The organism is Streptosporangium sp. NPDC023963, assembly GCF_040639135.1.
Lineage (GTDB): Bacteria > Actinomycetota > Actinomycetes > Streptosporangiales > Streptosporangiaceae > Streptosporangium.
The window spans coordinates 253,956-273,448 of sequence record NZ_JBEZZK010000006.1; the positions used below are offsets into that span (position 1 = coordinate 253,956).

A 19,493-nucleotide genomic window follows, 5' to 3' on the forward strand; every position below is an offset into this window, starting at 1 on the left:
GCATCCGAGCGGTGCGGGGCCCGCTAGCGGCGGCGCCCGCGCGCCTTGAGGGGGGTCAGGGGCAGCTCGGGCGCGGGCAGCGGGGCGGCTCCCGCGCCGGGCACCGTGCCGAACCCCTCGCCCTCCATCCACTCCCGCCGGAACCCGGCGATCTCCTCGTGGCTGCGGCCGACGAAGTTCCACCACATGACGATCCGCTCCTCGAACGGCTCGCCGCCGACGAGCAGCAGCCGCCCGGGGCCCTCGGTGCCCAGGGCCAGCTCCGAGCGCCCGCTGCCCAGGTAGAGCAGCGGCCCGGGGGACAGAGCCGTCTCGCCGACCCGTACGGTGCCGGTCAGGGCCAGCGCGGCGTACTCGAAGCCGGGACGCAGCGGGACCGAGGTCCCGGCGCCCGCCTCCAGCGTCACCTCGGCCCCGACCAGCGGGGTGTGGATCGTCGCCGGGGAGGTGACACCGCCCAGCTCGCCCATGATGACGGTCACCGTCACTCCCGGAGAGGTCAACGTGGGCAGCGCCGGGTGGTGCTCGAAGGCGGGGGCGGCGTCGCGGGCGGCGGAGGGGAGCGCCACCCACAGCTGGACCCCGTGCAGCGGGGCCTCGGCGGGCGACTCCTCCGAGTGGGAGATGGCCCGCCCGGCGGTCATCAGGTTGAGCTGGCCCGGCCTGACCAGCTGCTCGCTGCCGACGCTGTCGCGGTGCAGGATCTCACCCCGCACGAGCCAGCTGACGGTCTGCAGGCCGGTGTGCGGGTGCGGGGGGACGTGCATCGTCGCCCGTTCGGGGCCGTAGTGGTCGACGAAGCACCACGCGCCGACCATCCTGACGTCCCGGTTCGGCAGGGTTCTGGTGACCTTCATCGCCCGGGGGCCGCCCAGCACCACGTCCCGGCCGGTCAGCAGCTCGTTCACCGGCTCCGCCGCCACGTCCGAGAGGCCGCCGCAGGCCGACTCGCGGGGATCCGTTTCCAGGTTGCTCATCCCGCGAATGTATGTCGCGATCCGCCCTGACCGGACATCGGGTGGCGTCGTCCCCCGGGAGGGGATCACATGCGTGGCCGGCGGCCGGTTCCGATATCTTTCGTCCACCCCGCCGGGCACCTACGGCTCCGGCGGGACGGACACCGCGTGAAGTGAGAGGCCGAATGACCACCGAGACACCTCCGAGCGGATCCCGCAAGAGCCGCTGGAGCGCGCAGACGTGGTTCAACGTCGTGTTGCTCGTCATGACCGTCCTGCTGGGGGTGTCGGCGATCGTCGGTGCCTCGGTCCTGCAGAACGCGGCGTCCGCCTCCAACAGGCTGATCGACCACATCTCGGTGGGCAGGATCCAGGCGGAACGCCTGCAGGCGACCCTGCTGAACCAGGAGACCGGGGTGCGCGGCTTCGTCATCACCGGCAAGGAGGAGTTCCTGCAGCCGTACGTGGACGGGCGGCGCGACGAGATCACCGTGTCGTCGCAGATTGAGCGGCTGGCGCCGGGCGCGGAACCGCTGCGGACACTCGGCGAGGTGGGACGGCTGGCCGCCGAGTGGCGGGCCCGCTACGCGGAGCCGATGATCGCCAGCGTCAGGGGCGAGGGCCCGGAGAGCGTGAGCGCCGCGCAGTCCGAGGAGAGCAAGCGCTCCTTCGACGCCGTCAGGAAGGCGCTCGACACCCAGAACGCCGCCTGGGCCCGCGCGAGGGAGCTGGCCCGCGCCGAGCTGGGGGCCGCCCGCACGGTCAGGGACGCCACCTTCTTCGGCATCCTGGCCGCCTTCCTGCTCACCATCGTCACGGTGGCGGTGCTGCTGAGGATCGGGGTGTTCGGTCCCCTGGCCCGCCTGCGCGAGGCCTCCCGCCGGGTCACCATGGGAGACTTCGCCCACCACGTCGACACCGGCGGCCCCGCCGACCTCGCCGAGCTGGCCGACGACATGGAGGCGATGCGCCGGCGCATCGTCACCGAGCTGGAGGAGGCCCGAGGCTCCCGGCTGCGGATCGCCGCCCAGGCCGAGGAGCTCAAGCGCTCCAACGCGGAGCTGGAGCAGTTCGCCTACGTGGCCTCGCACGACCTGCAGGAACCGCTGAGGAAGATCGCCTCGTTCTGCCAGATGCTCCAGCAGCGGTACGCCTCCCAGCTCGACGACCGGGCCAACACCTACATCGACTTCGCCGTGGACGGCGCCAAGCGCATGCAGGTGCTCATCAACGAGCTGCTCACCTTCTCCCGGGTGGGACGGGTCAGCAGGGAGCCCGTCGAGATGGACCTGAACGACGTGGTCGCCAGGGCGCTGGCCAACCTCTCCGCGGCGGTGGAGGAGTCCGGGGCCGAGATCGAGGTCGGCGACCTGCCCACCGTCGTCGGGGACCGGACCCAGTTCGTGATGCTCTGGCAGAACCTGATCGGCAACTCCCTGAAGTTCCGCGACCCCGGCCGCGCGCCCCGGATCGGGATCGAGTCCGAGCGGCTCGACGGCGAGGTGCGGATGACCGTGACCGACAACGGCATCGGCATCCCGCCCAACTTCGCCGACAAGATCTTCGTCATCTTCCAGCGGCTGCACCAGCGCGACGCCTACGAGGGCACCGGGATCGGCCTGGCGCTCTGCCGGAAGATCGTGGAGCAGCACGGCGGCACGATCCGGCTGGACACTGAATACGCCGAGGGGGCCCGCTTCGTCATCACGCTGCCCGCCGAGGTCGTCTCGCCGGAGCGGGAGGGCGAGGCCGAGGCCGAGGCCGGACGGGAGGACCCCGCGGAGATCGCGGTTGGGACCGTGCCGTGACACGCGGAGGGTACGCGCGGTATCCGAATGCCGTTACCGTTTACCGGATGGAGGAGATCGACCGCCGTATCGTCACATTGCTGGCCAGGGATGGCCGGATGAGCTTCACCGATCTCGCCAGGGAGACCGGGCTCTCGGTGTCGGCGGTGCATCAGCGGGTGCGCCGGCTGGAGAAGCGCGGCGTGCTGCGGGGATACGCCGCGCTGGTCGACTACGACGCCATCGGGCTCCCGCTCACCGCGTTCGTCTCCATCAAGCCGATAGACCCGGCCGCCGCCGACGACGCCCCGGAGCGGCTGGCCCATCTGAGCGCCGTCGAAGCCTGCCACAGCGTGGCGGGGGACGAGAGCTACATCCTCAAGGTCCGGGTGGCCTCGCCGATCGCGCTCGAGGAGCTGCTCAACCAGATCCGCACCGCCGCCAACGTCTCCACCCGCACCACGGTCGTGCTCAGCACGCCGTACGAGCACCGCACCCCGGAGCCGGCGGGCGAGGACGGCGGGAGGGCCGAGGAGCGCGCCTGACCGTCTCGGGGACGGCTCCCGGCGCGTGACGTGAGCGGCGCCGTCGGACGCCGCCCGCGCGCCGGGAACGGGCCCGCGAAAGGCCGCCGGCGTTTTCCCCGGCCAGAGGTGCCCGACTTGCCGGGTATGAGGTGGTTGCTCCAAGCTGGACGGGTGCCTCCCAGAAAGATCATCATCGACTGCGACCCGGGGATCGACGACGCGCTGGCGCTCGTCCTCGCCCACGGGAGCCCCGAGCTGGAGATCCTGGGGATCACCACGGTCGGCGGCAACGTCGAGCTGGCCAGGACCACCGACAACGCGCTGCGGCTCCGCGAGTTCCTGGGGTTCGGCGGCGTGCCGGTCGTCGCGGGCAGCGCGGGCGCGCTCCTGCGCCCCCGGGTGAACGCGGCCGGGGTGCACGGCGATTCGGGGCTGGGGGACGCGCTGCTGCCCCCGGCGTCGCTCCCGCCGGCCGCCGGGCACGCCGCGGACTTCATCATCGAGACGCTCCGGGCCGACCCGGGCGAGGTGACCCTGGTCGCCATCGGCCCGCTGACCAACGTGGCGCTCGCCGTGCTCAGGGAACCCGCGATCGTCGGCTGGGCGCGGGGCCTCACGATCCTCGGCGGGTCCTACACGCGGGGCAACTTCTCTCCCGCGGCCGAGTTCAACATCGCCGCCGACCCGGAGGCCGCCGCGGTCGTCTTCGGCGCGGGCTGGACGGTGACCATGATCGGTCTCGACGTGAGCCGCGATGCCGTGACCACGCTGGCGGTGGCGGAGCGCATGGCGGCGATGGGCCGGCTCGGCGCCGACCTGCTCCTGCCGTGCGTGCGGTTCTACGGCATGATCACCGCCGAGGACGGGCCCGCGATCCACGACGCCTGCGCGATCGCCCACCTGATCGACCCGTCGCTGATCACCCTCGAACCCGCCGTCGTGGACGTCGAGACGGCGGGCCGCTTCACCGCCGGGATGACCGTGACCGACTTCGCCCTCCGGGGCCGCGCCCCCAACGCCCTGGTCGGCACCTCCCTCGACGTGGACCGCTTCTGGGACCTCCTGCTGACCGTCTACGCCCGGGTCGCGGAGTCGATCGATCCTTGAGGCCGCTTTCGGAGGACGGATCCCTCAGGGGATGATCCTGCGGCGGCGCAGGTCGCCAAGGATGTCCAGGAACATCGCCTCGGTATCGACGTACTCGTGGAAGCCGAAGCGCCGGGCCTTGGAACCGTCGGCGAAGAAGTCGTAGTCCCAGGAGAACACGGCGTCACCGAAGGCCCAGGAGGACACGTCCTCGTACGGGTGCGGCTCCAGCCCGTACTTCTCGGTCATGGAGTTCCAGAGCGGGCCCTTGTCGGCCATGACGACGTCGAGCGACATCGGCAGGGGAGGGGCCACCTCCAGGTCGAAGAACCCGGCGATCTTCGGCCACATGTCGTTCCAGCGGAAGAGGTCGCCGTTGTTGACGTTGAACGCCTGGTTGGCGCAGCGCTCGTCGGTCGCCGCCCAGATGGTCGCCCTGGCCAGCAGTCCCGCGTCGGTCATCTCCAGCAACGTGTCGTAGGCCCCCGGCCTGCCGGGGAAGCGCAGCGGCAGGCCCAGTTCCTTCGAGACGGCGCCGTACACCGCGATAACCATGGCCAGGTTCATCGGGTTGCCGAGGGCGAAGCCGCACACCACCGACGGGCGGATCGCGGTCCACGTCCACCCCGAGCCCTTCTGGCGCTCCTCGAGGAAGTTCTGCTGGTCGACGTTGAACTCCGGCGGCATGTGGTGCGGGTCGCTCTCGCGGGCCGGGGTCTTGAAGGGGCCCAGGTGCGCGCCGTAGACCTTGTATCCCTGCATGAGGCTGACGTGCCGCAGGCCCGGCGCCACCGGCTCGACCGCGTCGACGACGTTGACGAGCATGGCGAGGTTAGGCGGGACGAGCTCGGCCCAGGTCGGCCGGTCCTGGTAGGCGGCGTAGAAGATGTGGGTCACGTCGACGAGCTCGCCGAGCTTCTTGGCGCAGTCTTCCCGGTCGAGCAGGTCGACCCGTATGTGGCGGACCCGGCCTGTGCTCTCCCCGCCGCGGCGTGACAGGCCGACGACGTCCCAGTCGCCGAGCGCCGCGAGGTGGTCGACCAGGTTGCGGCCGATCACCCCCTGGGCCCCGACGACGAGGGCGACCTTGGGCTGCGTGCTCATAGGTTCTTCTCCTGATCCGTGCGAAGCCTCCGCCTTGGACCGCGTCCCCTGGGGGAGGCCCGTGAACGGAGGCGGGGACTCGATTCTGCGTCGACCCATCGTCATAAGTCCAAGTGATGTTTTTTGTCCGTCCGATAAAAATTCTCTATGACGACGTCCGGGACTGGCAGAAGCCGCCCGCCGACATGGCCGTTGTGGGAGTTGTCGCGAAACTCCTCGCGCAGGGCGTCCGGCCGGCCCTGGTAGTTCTCGGCCACCAGGTGGCCGGCGATGGGCGGGCTGCCGAGAATGGTCACGTCGTGTTCTCACTCTCTCCGGTTTCCTCGCCGGGATACCGCAGTGTCCTGGCCTGCGCTGATGATCGAAACGTCGCGCCCGGCGGCCAACGTGAGCCGAGCCTCACTCCTTCAGAAACATAAGTAAAAATTATACTTTCTATGCTTGTGATAACTTTTGTGCATGCTGAGTCTTCGGCAGCTCGAGTATCTGGTGACGGTCGTCGACCAGGGTTCCTTCACACGGGCCGCTGAGACCCTCCACGTCACCCAGCCGGCCCTGTCGCACCAGATCCAGGCTCTGGAGCGGGCGGTCGGCGCGCGTCTGCTCGAACGGCTGCCCAAGGCAATCCACCTCACGGCGGCCGGGCGTGCGATGCTGCCGCACGCGCGGGCCACCCTGGCCGACGCGGCCCGCGCCCTGTCGGCCGTACGCCGGACGACCGGGCTGGCCGGGGGAGAGCTGCGGCTGGCGACGGTCTACTCGATCAGCCTGGGCGTGCTGCCCGCTGCGCTGCGCGTCTGGAGCGGGCTCCATCCAGAGGTCGACGTCAGGCTCTTCGAGCACCGCCACGCCGGCGAACTGGCGGAGGCGATGGCGAGCGGGCAGGCCGACCTCGCCGTCGGTCCCCGGCCCGCGTCCTGGGCGGGGCCGGTGCGCACGCTCGGTGCCGAGGAGTTCGTCGTGGCCGTCTCCTCCGGCGATCCCCTCGCGTCCGGCGGGGCGACCTCGGTGGACCTGCACGACCTGCGCGACCGCCGCTGGGTCCACTACGCCCCCGGCAACGGCCTGGCCGACATCCTGGACCGCGCCTGCGCGGAGGCCGGGTTCCGGCCCAGGATCGCGGTGCGCACCGAGCAGACGGCATCGGCTCCAGCCCTCGCGGCTGCAGGTCTCGGACCCGCGCTCATCCCCGCCAACATCGTGCCCGGCGGGTACAAGGGCCACATCCTCCGGCCGAGGCCCGCCGTGACCCGCGTCCTCACCGCCTACGCCCGCACCGGGTTCGACGCCCTCGGCGGGGCCTTCCTCACCCTGCTCACCGAGAGCACGGCGGCCACGCTCCTTCCCCTGCCGGACGCACACCCGGCCTCCTGAGCGTTCGGGCTCCCCGCACGCCGCGGCCCGCGCCGTGAGACGCGGGCCGTGCGCGGCGTGATGTCAGCCCATCACGTCACCCCGTCATGCCGGGGAGTGTCATCCCCGTGAGGTCATGTCCAGAGGTCTCATGTCCGGGGGTGGAAGTGGGACCGCAGCCGGGCCCTGGCCTCCTCGGTGGCTCCGAGGGCGTCCAGGCCCAGGAGGGCGGCGCCCATGATGGGCGCGACGTCGGCGACGATCAGTTTGGCCTGCGGCGCGCTCCCGGCGAAGCCGCGTTCCAGCAGCTCGCTCATGAGCGGGTCGCGGGCGGTGAGCACGCCGCCGCCCAGGACCACCTCCATCGGGACGGAGAGCAGGTCCAGCCGGCGCATCGCGACCACCGCGAGCAGGACGACCTCCTCGGCCATCCGGGCCACCAGCGAGCGGGCCGTCCCGTCCCCCTGGGCCGCGACCGCCATCAGCACCGGCACCAGCTCGTTCAGCCTGCCGTAGGGCAGCTCGCCGAAGTGGACGGCCAGGGACACCTCCTCGACGGTACGGGTGCCGAAGTGCTCGCGGACCCCGGCGGCCAGCGCGGTCGCCGGGCCCCGGCCGTCCTCGGCGCGCACCGCGTGCCAGAGGGTCTCCTCGCCGAGGCCGAGGCCGCCGCCCCAGTCGCCGGTGAGCCGTCCCAGCGCCGGGTATCTCGCCACCTCCCCCGAAGGGGAGACCGCCACCGCGTTGATCCCCGCGCCGCACACCACGGCCACCCCCGCGGGCCCGGAGGCCCCGGCGCGCAGCAGCGCGAAGGTGTCGTTGCCGACGACCGCCTCCCCGCCGTACCCCCGGGAGAGGATCTCCGCCCGGAGCGCCTCCTCCTCCACCGGCAGGTCAGCGCCCGCCACGTAGGCGGCCACGTGGTCGGCGTACGGCGTGGCCGCGCCGGGTCCGAGCGCGGAGCGCGCGGCGTCGCCGATCACGTCGATCGCGACGCCCACCCCCGTGGTCTGGGGCTGGAAGGCGCCGCCGCGCCCGGTGGCGAGGACCGAGCCGTCCTCGGCCACCAGCGCGATGTCGGTCTTGCTGTTGCCGCCGTCGACCGCCAGGACCGTTCTCACGCGGTCGCCCAGGACAGGTGCCCGCGGTTGGCCTCGATCAGGCGCCTGGCCAGGTCGCCGGAGAGCGAGGCCTGGCCGATCAGCGGGTGGGCCAGCAGCGCGTCGGCGACGCGGTCCTCGCCGCCGTGCAGCGCGGCCTCGATCGCCAGCGTCTCGTACGCCGTGACGTGGGCGATGAGCCCGGCGAAAAGGGGCTCCACCGGGGCGACGGGCAGCGCGGCCGCGCCCGCCGAGGTGATCGTGGCCGGGACCTCGATGACCGCCTCGTCGGGCAGGAACGGCAGCGTGCCGTCGTTGCGCAGGTTGACCACCTGGGTGTCGCCGCGGTCGCCGACCAGGGAGGCGATCAGCGCCACCGCCGCCTCGGAGTAGAAGGCCCCGCCGCGCTTGCCCAGCAGCTCGGGCTTGGTGTCCACCGCCGGGTCGGCGTACAGCTCCAGCAGGGACTCCTCCATCGCCGCGACCTCGGCCGCGCGCGACGGCTTGGTCCGCTGCTCCTGCACCACCTGGTCGTGCTCGTAGAAGTAGCGCAGGTAGTAGGAGGGCACCACGCCCAGGTGGCGGATGAGCGCGGCGGGCAGGCCGACGTCCCGGCCGATCTCCTCCGCGTGGCTCTCCAGCAGCTTGGGCAGCACGTCCACCCCGTCCAGGTGGACGGCCCGCTCCCAGGTGAGGTGGTTCAGGCCGACGTGGCCCAGCGAGACCCGCTCGGGGGCGACGCCCAGGTTCGCGGCGAAGCGGCGCTGGAAGCCGATGGCCACGTTGCACAGGCCGATGGCCCGGTGCCCGGCCTCGAGGAGCGCCCTGGTGACGATGCCGACCGGGTTGGTGAAGTCGACGATCCAGGCGTCCGGCGCGAGCCTCCTCACCTTCTCGGCGATGTCCAGCACCACCGGCACCGTGCGCAGCGCCTTGGCCAGCCCGCCCGCGCCGGTCGTCTCCTGGCCGACGCACCCGCACTCCAGCGGCAGCGTCTCGTCCACGTTCCGCGCCGCCTGGCCGCCGACGCGCAGCTGCAGCAGGACCGCGTGCGCCCCGGCGACGCCCTCCTCGACCGAGGTGGTCGCGACGACCGTGGCCGGGTGCCCGGCCCGCGCCAGCATCCGGCGCGCCATGCCCGACACCAGCTCCAGCCGGTGGGTGTCCGGGTCGACCAGCGCGATCTCGGTCAGCGGCAGCTCGTCGCGCAGCCGCGCGAACCCGTCGATCAGCTCCGGCGTGTACGTCGAGCCGCCCCCGACAACGGCGAGTTTCACCCTTTTACTCCTGTCAGCGTGACGCCCTCGATGAAGACCTTCTGGGCGAAGAAGAACACAATGATCACCGGGGCCATGACGAGCAACGTCGCCGCCATGGTGAGGTTCCACTGCACGCTGTGCAGTGCCCGGAAGGACGCCAGCCCGAGGGAGAGCGTCCAGTTTGCCTCGTTTGTCTGGGCGTAGAGCAGCGGACCATAGTAATCGTTCCAGCAGTAGAAGAACTGGAACAGGCCCACCGCCGCGATCGCCGGGCGCGCCATCGGCAGGACCACCCTGACGAGCGTCCGGAAGTCCGAGCAGCCGTCCACCCTGGCGGCCTCGGTGTACTCCCGGGGAATGCTGACCAGGAACTGCCGGAGCAGGAAGATGGAGAAGGCGTCGCCGAGCAGCATCGGCAGGATCAGCGGCCACAGCGTGCCGGTCAGGTCCAGGCGCGCCCAGATGAGATAGACGGGGACCGCGACGACCTGGGGCGGCAGCATCATCATCGTGATGACCGCGAGGAAGGCCAGCTTGCGCCCCCGGAAGCGGAAGCGGGCCATCGCGTACGCCACCGGGATCGACGACAGCAGCATGAACGCGGTGCCGAGCCCGGCGTACAGGAACGTGTTGCCCAGCCAGGACAGCAACTGCGACCTGGCGAACACGTCGGCGAAGTTGGCCCAGTTCCAGGTGCGGGGCCACAGGTCGCCGGTGAGCGCCTGGTCGTTGCTCATCACGGCCGTCAGCGCCACGAACACCAGCGGGCCGACGAACATCAGCGACAGCGCGACGGCGAGGGCGTGGGTGGCGATCCAGTACAGGATCACCCGGACGCGCGGGCCGCGCGCGGCGGGGCGCGGCCCGGGGGAAGAGGCCTCGGTGAGCCTCGTGGCCACGGCGGTCACCGGTCGCCTCCTTCGTCGAACGCGCGGAACCTGCGGAGCAGGATGAGGGTGAAGACCGTGGAGAACGCGAACAGCAGCAGGGCCAGCACGCAGGCGTACCCCATGCTGAAGTCGCGGAAGCCCACGTGGAACAGCCACTGGGCCAGCGTCAGCGTCGACAGCTCCGGGTAGCCGGGCACGAAGCTGCTGCCGGGGGAGTCGGTGACCCCCGCCGCGACCCGGGCGGCGATCATCGCCTGGGTGAAGTACTGCAGGGCGTAGATGACGCCGGTCACCGTCGAGAACATCAGCACCGGCGAGATCGTCGGCAGCGTGATGCTCCTGAACTGCCGCCACGCGCCCGCCCCGTCGATGGCCGCGGCCTCGTACAGGTGCCTGGGCACGTCCAGCAGCGCCGCCAGGAAGATCATCATGGTGTTGCCGATGCCCCACATGGCCAGCATCGTCAGGCCGGGCTTGGACCAGTCCTTGTCGCCGAACCAGTCGGGCGCGGCGATCCCGAAGAACTCGATGAACTGGTTGAGCGGCCCCGAGGGGTTCAGCAGGAACACGAAGGAGACCGTGCCGGCCACCACCGGGATCAGCGACGGCAGGTAGAACACCGTGCGGAAGAAGCCGACGCCCGACTTGAGCCGGGTGAGCAGCCACGCCACGCCCAGCCCGAAGAGCACCTGCGCGGGGACCATGAGGACCACCAGCCACAGCGTGTTCCTGATGGAGACCCAGGCCCGGTCGTCCACCAGGAAGTAGCGGTAGTTGTCCAGGCCGACGAACTCCAGCGTGAACAGGTCGTAGCGGTGGAAGGAGAAGTAGACCGTCGCCGCGAGGGGGTAGGCGAAGAACACCGCGAACCCCACCAGCCAGGGCGACATCCAAAGGAGGGCCTTGAGGCCCTCGCCGCGCCGCCGGAGGGGCGGCGCGGCGCGGACGGTGCTCATCGAGGATCAGCCCCCGGACAGCTTCATCTTGTCGTCGAGGCGCTTGTCGACCGCGGCGAGCCCGGCGTCGAGGTCGGTGGCCGAGCCGTTCTCCCACTTGACCAGGAACTCCTGCAGCGAGTCCTGGTTGAAGGTGCTGTTGACGTTGGCCGGGACCGTGCTCGTCTTCGGGTGGGCGAAGATGTCGAGGAAGGTCTGGAAGTTCGCGTCCTTCTTCAGGTCGGGCGACTCCAGCGATGCCTTGGTGGTCGGCACGTTGCGCAGCGCGTTGGAGAGCGTGACCAGCGCCGAGGTGTCGGTGGTCAGATACTTGACCAGCTCCCAGGCGGCCTGCGGGTTCTTGGCGCCCTTGGGCACGCCGATCACGGTGCCCGCGGTGAAGCCGCTGCCGTACAGGTCGGGCTTGGCGTCGGAGACCGGGAGCGGCGCGGTGCCGTAGTCGATGTCCCCGGCCTCGTTGGCGAGCATGGCGTTGCGCCACTCGCCGTCCAGGATCATGGCGATCTTGCCCTTGTAGAAGGGGTGGTCGGCCGACCACTCCTGGCCCAGGCTCTTGCGGAACTTCTCCAGCTTGTCGTACCCGTACCAGTCGACGAGCTCCTTCTGCCAGCGCAGCAGTTCCTTCCACGCCGGGTCGGAGCCGACCGCCGAGGTGCCGTCCGGCTTGTACCAGGTGGCGCCGACCATCGGGCCCATGTGCGAGGCGGAGTTCTCGTAGTACTGGAAGCTCGGGACGAACCCGGCGACCTTGATGTTCCCGTCGGCGTCGCGGACGGTGAGCTTCTTGGTCAGCGCGGTCAGCTCCGAGAGCGTCTTGGGCGGCTGCTCGCCCTTCATCAGGGCCTTGTTGTAGTAGAGCCCGTACGCGTCGGCGAGCAGCGGCATCACGCACCGCTTGCCCTCGTACTCGGTGTAGGAGCGCGAGACCTCCGGCAGCACGGACAGGTCGATGCCGTCCTGCTCGATCACCGAGGTGAGGTCCTGGAACGTTCCGCTGCGGCACCACTGGGCCACGTTGTCGGTGGTGAACGAGGAGGCGACGTCCGGCGCCTTCCCGCCGCGCACCGCCTGGGTGATCTGGTCGTCCTGCACGCCCTTGACCAGCTTGACGGTGATCTGGGGGAACTTCGTGCGGAAGCCCGCGATGGCGTCCTCGAACGCCTTGACCTCGGCCGGCGCGGAGAACCCGTGCCACAGCTCGATGGTGGAGGCCGGCAGCGCGGCGGAGGCGGAGCCCGAGGGTTTGGGCTGGGAGCCCAGCGCGGGCGCGCTCTCGGTGCCCGCGGTGCAGGCGGTCAGGGTGGTGGCCGTCAGGGTGGCCAGGGCGAGGGTGAGAAAGCGTCGGTGCACGACGGCTGCCTCCTGGGGGCGGTGGATCTGGCGGGGTTCCGGGCGGGGTCCAGCGGGGTCGGTCGAGGTCCGTACGGCTCGTACGGTTCGGGGCCTGTGCGGGTTCGGGGGGCGGCGGGGGTCAGGAGGGGTCAGGAGGGGTCAGGAGGGGTCAGGAGGGGAGGGTGGAGCTGAAGACCTCGTCACGCGCGGTCGCGAGGGCGAGGTCGAGCGCGCCGGCGAGGACGGGATTGCCCTCGACGGTGGACAGCAGCAGCGGGGGCCGGGGGATGGTGAGCGCGTGGAGCTCGTGCTCGACGAGCTCGCGCAGGGTGTCGCCGCCGGCGAGGAGGGTGCCGCCGGTCAGCACGATGATCTCGGGGTCGACGACGGAGGTGATCGCGGCCAGCCCGACGGCGATCCGGGAGGCGATGTCGCGCAGCCCGGCGCGGGCGTCGTCGGCGCGCCTGCCGGTGGACGCCGAGGCCTGCACGGCGTTCAGCACCGCCTGCGCGGGCGCGGTGCCGCGCACGCCGTACGACCTGAGGATCTTGAGCACCGCGGGGCCGCCGGTGAGGGCCTGGTAGCCGTGGTTGGCGTAGCGGCCGGTGTCCCTGGCGGTCGGCGCGCCGGGGGTGGGCATGTAGCCGACCTCTCCCGCGCCGCCGGTGGCGCCCCGGTGCAGCCGCCCGCCGAGGACCAGCGCGGCGCCGAGGCCCTCGTCGGCCCAGAGCAGGACGAAGTCGCGGTGGCCGCGGCCCACGCCGTGCGCCTGCTCGGCCTGGGCGACGAGGTTGACGTTGTTCTCCACGGCGACCGGCACGCCCAGGCCGTCGCCGAGGGTGCGGACCAGGTCGGGGATGTGCCAGCCGGGCATGTCCTTGCTGGTGGCGTACGCCATCTTGCCGGTGCCGGGGTCGATCGTGCCCTGCACGCCGATGACCACGCGCCGCAGCGCCGCGGGGGCGCCCGCGCCCTCCAGCGCGGCCCTGACCCGCTCCAGCGCGTCGCCGCCGGAGCGGCCGGGGCTGGGCAGGTGGTGCTCGCCGACCACGGCGCCGGTGATGTCGGCGACCCTGACGTCGATGCCCGCGCGGGTGACGTCCAGCGCGGCGACGTGCGCGGCGGCGGGGTTGAGCCGGTAGACCTCGGCGGTGCGGCCGGGCAGCCCCTCTCGGATGCCGTCGAGCACGACCAGGCCCGCCTCCTGCAGGCGGATGAGAAGCTGTGAGGCGGTGGGCTTGGACAGGCCGGTGAGGGCGCCGATCTCCGGGCGGGTCAGCGGGCCGCGCTCCAGCAGCGCCTGCAGGGCGGCGCGGTCGTTGATCGCGCGCAGCAGGCTGGGGGTGCCGGGCGTCGGCTGGGTCACTGATCCTCCGCGTGCGTCCTTGCATCCACTGATGATGCAAAGTTAGGAAACTTTCCTAACTTCGAGTGAATGTAAGGAACCCGGCGGATTTTCGTCAAGCAGGCAGGGAGCGCCGCAATCAAGCTGTGATGACGGAGGGGCGGGTAAACTTCTCGACGGACCTGCTAAGGTGATGGTTTGTCATAACAACCAGCGCAATGGCCCGGAGTATCCCATTACTAGCAACGATAATGGAGCGACGGCAACCCGTCAAATCGAGCTGACCCGGGAGCAGGAGTATGTTTCCTGCCTTTATGCCCGGCTCGATCTGCTGCGCGAGCGCACCCAGCGGCAGCTGGACGGCGTCCTCGCGCAGGGCGGAAGTGGCGGCACGCATCAGAACCGCTCCGAGCGTGACAGCTTCGCCGGGATGTACGCCGAGCGCCTGGGCCGCCTGTGGGCGGTCGAGAACGGCCTGTGCTTCGGCCGGCTCGACAACGCCGACGAAACCTCACTCTACATAGGCCGCATCGGCATGGCCGACGACGACCAGCGCCGGATGCTGATCGACTGGCGGGCGCCGGTGGCGCAGCCCTTCTACGGCGCCACCCCGGCGGCCTCGATGGGCGTCACCCGCCGCCGCCACCTGCAGACCAAGGGCCGCACGGTGATCGGGATCGACGACGATCTCCTGGATCTCGACAGCCTCACCGAGGAGGACGTGGCCACCCTCAACGGGGAGGCCGCGCTGCTGGCCTCCCTGGGGGCCAAGCGCACCGGCCGGATGCGCGACATCGTCGCCACCATCCAGTCCGAGCAGGACCGCATCATCCGCTCCGACCTCAACGGGGTGCTGGTCGTGCAGGGCGGTCCCGGCACCGGCAAGACCGTGGTCGCGCTGCACCGCGCCGCCTACCTGCTCTACACCCACCGGGAGAAACTGGCCCGCAGGGGCGTGCTCATCCTCGGGCCGAACCTGACCTTCCTGCGCTACATCGAGCAGGTGCTGCCCTCCCTGGGCGAGACCGACGTGCTGCTGTCGACCGTCTCCGAGCTGTACCCGGGGGTCGTCCCCGGGCGTAAGGAGCGTCCCGAGGTCGCGGCGGTCAAGGGCGACGCCCGGATGGCCCAGGTCGTGGCGCGGGCCGTGCGCGAGCGGCAGCGGGTGCCGCGCAAGCCGATCGAGATCAAGCTCGACCGCTACACCCTGCGGCTGGAGGGCAACGTCCTGGAGGCCGCCCGCAGCCGGGCCTCCCGTTCCAAGAGGGCGCACAACGAGGCCCGCGCGGTCTTCGTCCGCCACCTGCTCAACGCGCTCGCCCGGCAGGCCGCCAGGCAGCTCGGCAAGGGAATGATCGACGACGACGAGCTGGCCGACATCCGCGAGGACCTGCGCACCGAGCGGCCCGTCAAGGCGGCCCTGAACCGGCTGTGGCCCTACGTCACCCCGCAGCAGCTCCTGATCGGGCTGTTCACCTCCCGCGAGCGTCTCGACCACGCCGCCGCCGAGTTCGGCGAGGCCGAGCGCGAGCTGATGCTGCGCGAGCCGCCCCGCACGGGGGAGAACTGGTGGGCCGAGTCCGACGTGCCGCTCCTGGACGAGGCCGCCGAGCTGCTCGGCGACATCGACCCGGCGGTGCTGCGGGCCGGGGCCTGGATGGCCGAGGAGGAGCAGGCCGCGCAGCGCGCCGCCGCGCTCGACGAGCGGCAGCACCAGCTCGCCTACGCCAAGGAGGTCCTGGAGCTGACCGGCCTGTCCGACATCATGGACGCCGAGAAGTTCGCCGCCCGCCACCTCGGCGACGACGTCTTCCTGACCACCGCCGAGCGCGCGGCGGCCGACCGCACCTGGGCCTTCGGTCACGTCATCGTCGACGAGGCGCAGGAGCTGTCGCCGATGGACTGGCGGATGCTGATGCGCCGCTGCCCGACGCGGTCGATGACGATCGTCGGCGACCTGGCCCAGACCGGTTCGTCGGCCGGGGCGCGTTCCTGGGGCCGGGTCCTCGACCCGTACGTGTCGGGGCGCTGGCGCGAGGAGACCCTCAGCGTCAACTACCGCACCCCGGCCGAGCTGATGGCCGTGGCCGCCGACGTGCTCACCCTGGTCGACCCGGAGCTGACCGCCCCGGCCTCGGTCAGGGAGACGGGATCGCGTCCGTGGGCCACCTCGCCGACGGCCTCCCTCGGCGAGGTCGTCAAGGCCGAGGTCGTCGAGGGCGGGCGGCTCGTCGTGATCGTTCCCGAGTCGCGCGCCGGGGAGTTCGGGGAGATCGTGGTCCGCTCCGTCGACGGCGCGGTGGCCGGGCCGGGGGCGGCGGCCCTGGACGCGCAGGTGGCGGTGCTGACCGTCGCCGAGGCCAAGGGGCTGGAGTTCGACGCGGTCGTCGTGGTCGAACCGGAGCTGATCCTGGACGAGTCCCCGCGCGGGGCGAGCGATCTTTACGTGGCGTTGACCCGCGCCACCCAGCGGCTTGGCGTCGTGCACGACGGTCCGCTTCCCGACGCGCTCGCTCGACTTGAGAGACATCGGATCACATGAGACCATTGACGGCTCTCGTCGATCATGTCCCAGCTGCGAAAACTTGATGTTTCCGCAGTTAGTGACACGGTTGACATCTGCGCTGGGCTCGGTAGTTTGCTGCCCAGTCCAGCACGGGACTGGCCGGTCGGCCGCCTTTCGACATCGCAGTCTCCTGCGCCCGTGACGGGGGATCCCCCCGTCCGTACAGCCAGGCGCAGGGCCTGCAGTCCGTCGAGGCGGGGCACTCCTTCCGGGCGGGGGGTTGGACCCAGGAGGGGTCCGGGCACCCAGTAGACAACGGCAATCCGCGCTCGCCGCCGACGGGACGGAACCGGTCCGAAGGGTCGCCCGGGCCCTCTTCCCGCTCCCGTGCGAGCGCCGCAAGCGTCGGGGCGGCCCGGGGTGTCGAAAGGACACCCCGGGCCGCCCCGTTGCCGCATCTGGAGCCACTTGTGGAAGTTTCTGTCGATTTATAGTGCTTTAGTGTTGTTTCTGGTTGATATGGTGCAGGGCTTTTGGGGGCGTGCCCGCCGGGCGGTACCGTTCCGGCTAGGAAACCCGGCTGGGAAGACCGGCTGGGAAGACCAGGCGCCACCCGCCCGCACGACATCGCAAGGAGCCCCGCCCGTGGTGCAGGACAAGACGGCCGTCCCGGTACCGGAGAGGTCCGCGGCGGGCGATCCCGCGGACGGCCCGGCGGCCGGCCCCGGGCGGGTTCCGGCGGACGGCCCGGTGAGCGGTCCGGCGGGCGCTCTCCCGGACCTTCCGGTGGCCGGGGCCGCGGACGGCCCGCCCGGCGTGGAGGACCCGCCCCCTGCCTCGCGCCTGGCACTGCCCGCCCGCGTCGCGGGCGCGGTGGCCGGCGGCCTGCTGATGTTCCTCGCCTTCCCGCCGCTCGGGCTGTGGTTCCTCGCGCCGCCCGGCATGACCCTGGCGGTCCTGGCGGTCCGCGGCACCCGTCCGCGCCGGGGCGCGTGGCTCGGGCTCCTGGCCGGGTCCGCCCTGCTGCTGCCCGGCCTGCACTGGGTGAGCCCGATCGGCGCCGACGCCTGGCTGGGCCTGGTCGCGATGGAGAGCGTCTTCTACGCCGCCTGGGGGGCGGGGACCGCCCTGGTGACCCGGCTGCCCCTGTGGCCGTTGTGGAGCGCCGCGCTCTGGGTGGCGGCCGAGTGGGCGCGGGGACGGTTCCCCTTCGGCGGATTCCCCTGGGCTCGGGTGGCCTTCAGCCAGGGGGAGTCGGTCTTCACCCCGTACGCGGCGCTCGGCGGGGCGCCGCTGGTGAGCTTCGCGGTGGCCCTGTGCGGCGGCCTGCTCGCCCTGGCGGCGGTGCGCTCGTTCCCCGCCCTCCGCTCGATCGCGGCCTCCCGCTCGATCGCGGTCTCGGGCCCGCCCGCGTCCCCGGACTCGCCGGCGTCCTCGGACGCGCCCGTGTCCTCGGGCCCGCCCGCGTCCCCCGGCCCCCGCCCCGCCGGGCGCGCGCGCCGGGGACGGGCGCTGGCCCTGCCGCTGGTCCTGCCGCTCGCCGGGGCGCTCGCCGTGCCGGCCGCGGCCCTCGCCGTCCCCCGGTACGGCGACGAGGGCAGGAACGTGACCGTCGGCGTCATCCAGGGCAACGTCCCCGGCCGGGGCATGCACCCGCTGGGCGACGAGCCCGCTGTGGTCCTCGGCAACCACACCCGGATGCTCCACCAGATGGCACGGGACGTCAGGGAGGGCAGGACGCCCCGCCCCGACCTGGTCGTGCTCCCGGAGAACTCCACCGACATCGACCCGCTGAGCGACGAGTTCGCCCGGAACGAGATCGACGCGGCGGTCAAGGACGTCGGGGTGCCCGTCCTGGTCGGCGCCGTGGTCAGGATCGGCGAGAGCAACCGGGCGACCCGCAGCATCGTCTGGGACCCGGTCACCGGTCCCGGCGCCTACTACGACAAGCAGCAACTGGTCCCCTTCGGGGAGTTCACCCCGCTCAAGGGTCTCGTGCTGGCCCTGTTCGAGCGGGCCTCCCTGGTCGGCAGGCAGTCGGTGGCGGGCACCCGCGACGGCGACCTCAAGCTGGGCCCGGTGACCGTCGGGGCGATCAACTGCTACGAGGTGGCCTTCGACGGCATCGTGGGCGACACCGCCAGGACGGGTGCCACGCCGCTGGTGGTGCAGACCAACAACGCCACCTACGCCCTGACCAACCTGCCGCCCCAGCAGCTCGCCATGTCCCAGCTGCGGGCCGTGGAGCACAATCGAGCGGTGATCACTTCCGCGATCACCGGCATCTCGGCGTACGTGACCCCGAGCGGTTCGATCGCCTGGCGGACCGGCGAGCTGGTGCCGGCCATGAACGTGCTGACCGTTCCGGTCAGGACCGCGGAAACCGTCGCCACCCGCGTGGGCGCGCTGCCCGAATGGGCCCTGATACTTGTGGGTGCGGGTGCCGTGGCCGCCGCCTGGCGGCGCCGGACGCCCCGCGCGGGGCGCTCCGTGAACCGGGAGGATGATCAGCAGGTGGGAGACGCGTGATGGAGCGGATGCTTGGTCGGGTGCTCGTCATCGTCCCGACGTACAACGAGCGGGAGAACCTGCCACTGATCACCCGGCGGCTGCGCGCGGCCGTGCCCGAGGCCCATCTCCTGATCGCGGACGACGACAGCCCCGACGGCACGGGGGCGATCGCCGACAAGCTGGCGGCCGACGACGACCACGTCCACGTGCTGCACCGGCCGGCCAAGCAGGGCTTGGGCGCCGCCTACATCGCGGGCTTCCGCTGGGGCCTGGGGGAGGGCTTCGGCGTCCTCGTGGAGATAGACGCCGACGGCTCCCACCAGCCGGAGGAACTGCCCAAGCTGCTGGACGCGCTGGCCAGGGGGGCCGACCTGGCGATCGGGTCCCGGTGGGTGCCCGGCGGCGAGGTCGTCAACTGGCCGGCCTCGCGGGAGTTCCTGTCGCGCGGCGCCAACATCTACACCCGGCTGGTGCTCGGCCTCCCGGTCCGGGACGCCACCGCCGGCTTCCGCGCCTACCGCGCCTCGGCCCTGGAGAAGATCAGCCTGGACGACGTCGAGTCGCGCGGCTACTGCTTCCAGGTGGACCTGACCCTGCGTACGGCCGTCTGCGGGATGCGCGTCAAGGAGGTGCCCATCACCTTCGTGGAGCGCACCGTCGGGGCCAGCAAGATGAGCCGCGGCATCGTGGTCGAGGCCCTGTGGCGGATCACGGTGTGGGGCGTCACCGGCCTGCCCGCCCGCCTGCGCCGCCGCCGCGATCGCCGTCGCTGACCCCGCGG

The 19,493-nt window shown here is 71.7% G+C and carries 16 protein-coding genes; 7 read left to right on the forward strand and 9 right to left on the reverse strand.

Translation table 11 applies throughout. The features are described 5' to 3' along the window. Positions 1–23: 23 nt before the first annotated feature. Complete coding sequence (locus tag AB0F88_RS20940; protein WP_362686201.1) at positions 24–977, reverse strand: pirin family protein; 954 nt, start codon at positions 975–977, stop codon at positions 24–26. 164 nt (positions 978–1,141) lie between these two features. Between AB0F88_RS20940 and AB0F88_RS20945 the strand changes: the two genes are divergently transcribed. The 3 genes from AB0F88_RS20945 (at position 1,142) to AB0F88_RS20955 (ending at position 4,377) form a co-directional block, all read left to right on the forward strand. Then, positions 1,142–2,764 carry an ATP-binding protein gene (locus AB0F88_RS20945; protein ID WP_362686204.1) on the forward strand — a complete coding sequence of 541 codons (1,623 nt, stop codon included), beginning with the start codon at positions 1,142–1,144 and terminating at the stop codon, positions 2,762–2,764. A 47-nt stretch (positions 2,765–2,811) separates the two neighbouring features. Further along, the gene (locus AB0F88_RS20950) at positions 2,812–3,288 is read left to right on the forward strand and encodes an Lrp/AsnC family transcriptional regulator (protein ID WP_362686207.1); all 477 of its coding nucleotides are present in this window, start codon (positions 2,812–2,814) and stop codon (positions 3,286–3,288) included. Between the two features lie 153 nt (positions 3,289–3,441). Continuing rightward, positions 3,442–4,377 (forward strand): nucleoside hydrolase, encoded by a 936-nt coding sequence (locus tag AB0F88_RS20955; RefSeq protein WP_362686210.1) that lies wholly within the window; start codon positions 3,442–3,444, stop codon positions 4,375–4,377. A 24-nt stretch (positions 4,378–4,401) separates the two neighbouring features. Here the strand turns inward: AB0F88_RS20955 and AB0F88_RS20960 are convergent, their stop codons facing one another. Then, the gene (locus AB0F88_RS20960) at positions 4,402–5,460 is read right to left on the reverse strand and encodes an SDR family oxidoreductase (RefSeq protein WP_362686213.1); all 1,059 of its coding nucleotides are present in this window, start codon (positions 5,458–5,460) and stop codon (positions 4,402–4,404) included. Positions 5,461–5,561: 101 nt separating this feature from the next. After that, the gene (locus AB0F88_RS20965) at positions 5,562–5,756 is read right to left on the reverse strand and encodes a hypothetical protein (RefSeq protein WP_362686216.1); all 195 of its coding nucleotides are present in this window, start codon (positions 5,754–5,756) and stop codon (positions 5,562–5,564) included. 163 nt (positions 5,757–5,919) lie between these two features. Between AB0F88_RS20965 and AB0F88_RS20970 the strand changes: the two genes are divergently transcribed. Beyond that, on the forward strand, positions 5,920–6,834 hold the full coding sequence (locus AB0F88_RS20970) for a LysR family transcriptional regulator (RefSeq protein ID WP_362686219.1): 915 nt from the start codon (positions 5,920–5,922) through the stop codon (positions 6,832–6,834). Positions 6,835–6,962: 128 nt separating this feature from the next. On the opposite strand, the gene AB0F88_RS20975 is transcribed toward AB0F88_RS20970, so the two are convergent. From AB0F88_RS20975 to AB0F88_RS21000, 6 genes are all read right to left on the reverse strand, one after another. Then, positions 6,963–7,934 carry a BadF/BadG/BcrA/BcrD ATPase family protein gene (locus AB0F88_RS20975; protein ID WP_362686222.1) on the reverse strand — a complete coding sequence of 324 codons (972 nt, stop codon included), beginning with the start codon at positions 7,932–7,934 and terminating at the stop codon, positions 6,963–6,965. Beyond that, the gene (locus AB0F88_RS20980; RefSeq protein ID WP_362686225.1) at positions 7,931–9,190 is read right to left on the reverse strand and encodes a 6-phospho-beta-glucosidase; all 1,260 of its coding nucleotides are present in this window, start codon (positions 9,188–9,190) and stop codon (positions 7,931–7,933) included. Before AB0F88_RS20980 ends, AB0F88_RS20975 begins: the two co-directional genes overlap by 4 nt. Further along, positions 9,187–10,080: a carbohydrate ABC transporter permease gene (locus tag AB0F88_RS20985; RefSeq protein WP_362686228.1), complete on the reverse strand. Its 894-nt coding sequence runs from the start codon at positions 10,078–10,080 to the stop codon at positions 9,187–9,189. The genes AB0F88_RS20980 and AB0F88_RS20985 overlap by 4 nt, the downstream gene beginning before the upstream one ends. Next, entirely contained in the window at positions 10,077–11,018 is a 942-nt protein-coding gene (locus AB0F88_RS20990; RefSeq protein ID WP_362686231.1) for a sugar ABC transporter permease, read from the reverse strand. Before AB0F88_RS20990 ends, AB0F88_RS20985 begins: the two co-directional genes overlap by 4 nt. A gap of 6 nt (positions 11,019–11,024) precedes the next feature. Next, complete coding sequence (locus tag AB0F88_RS20995; RefSeq protein WP_362686234.1) at positions 11,025–12,368, reverse strand: ABC transporter substrate-binding protein; 1,344 nt, start codon at positions 12,366–12,368, stop codon at positions 11,025–11,027. A gap of 151 nt (positions 12,369–12,519) precedes the next feature. Then, positions 12,520–13,716, reverse strand: a complete 1,197-nt coding sequence (locus AB0F88_RS21000) for an ROK family transcriptional regulator (RefSeq protein WP_362686237.1) — start codon at positions 13,714–13,716, stop codon at positions 12,520–12,522. 172 nt (positions 13,717–13,888) lie between these two features. On the opposite strand from AB0F88_RS21000, the gene AB0F88_RS21005 reads away from it, so the two are divergent. The 3 genes from AB0F88_RS21005 (at position 13,889) to AB0F88_RS21015 (ending at position 19,485) form a co-directional block, all read left to right on the forward strand. After that, complete coding sequence (locus AB0F88_RS21005) at positions 13,889–16,237, forward strand: ATP-binding domain-containing protein (protein ID WP_362686733.1); 2,349 nt, start codon at positions 13,889–13,891, stop codon at positions 16,235–16,237. Between the two features lie 609 nt (positions 16,238–16,846). Next, positions 16,847–18,730, forward strand: coding sequence for an apolipoprotein N-acyltransferase (gene lnt, locus AB0F88_RS21010; protein WP_362686240.1), 1,884 nt, complete (start codon positions 16,847–16,849; stop codon positions 18,728–18,730). Then, the gene (locus AB0F88_RS21015; protein WP_362686243.1) at positions 18,730–19,485 is read left to right on the forward strand and encodes a polyprenol monophosphomannose synthase; all 756 of its coding nucleotides are present in this window, start codon (positions 18,730–18,732) and stop codon (positions 19,483–19,485) included. The genes lnt and AB0F88_RS21015 overlap by 1 nt, the downstream gene beginning before the upstream one ends. Positions 19,486–19,493 lie beyond the last annotated feature (8 nt).

Bases quoted from the DNA above. Each gene is read 5' to 3' on its own strand.
- AB0F88_RS20940 (WP_362686201.1), bottom strand. From the start codon at position 977: ATGAGCAACCTGGAAACGGATCCCCGCGAGTCGGCCTGCGGCGGCCTC.
- AB0F88_RS20960 (WP_362686213.1), bottom strand. From the start codon at position 5,460: ATGAGCACGCAGCCCAAGGTCGCCCTCGTCGTCGGGGCCCAGGGGGTG.
- AB0F88_RS20970 (WP_362686219.1), top strand. From the start codon at position 5,920: ATGCTGAGTCTTCGGCAGCTCGAGTATCTGGTGACGGTCGTCGACCAG.
- AB0F88_RS20945 (WP_362686204.1), top strand. From the start codon at position 1,142: ATGACCACCGAGACACCTCCGAGCGGATCCCGCAAGAGCCGCTGGAGC.
- AB0F88_RS20990 (WP_362686231.1), bottom strand. From the start codon at position 11,018: ATGAGCACCGTCCGCGCCGCGCCGCCCCTCCGGCGGCGCGGCGAGGGC.
- AB0F88_RS21015 (WP_362686243.1), top strand. From the start codon at position 18,730: ATGGAGCGGATGCTTGGTCGGGTGCTCGTCATCGTCCCGACGTACAAC.
- AB0F88_RS21005 (WP_362686733.1), top strand. From the start codon at position 13,889: ATGGTTTGTCATAACAACCAGCGCAATGGCCCGGAGTATCCCATTACT.
- AB0F88_RS20950 (WP_362686207.1), top strand. From the start codon at position 2,812: ATGGAGGAGATCGACCGCCGTATCGTCACATTGCTGGCCAGGGATGGC.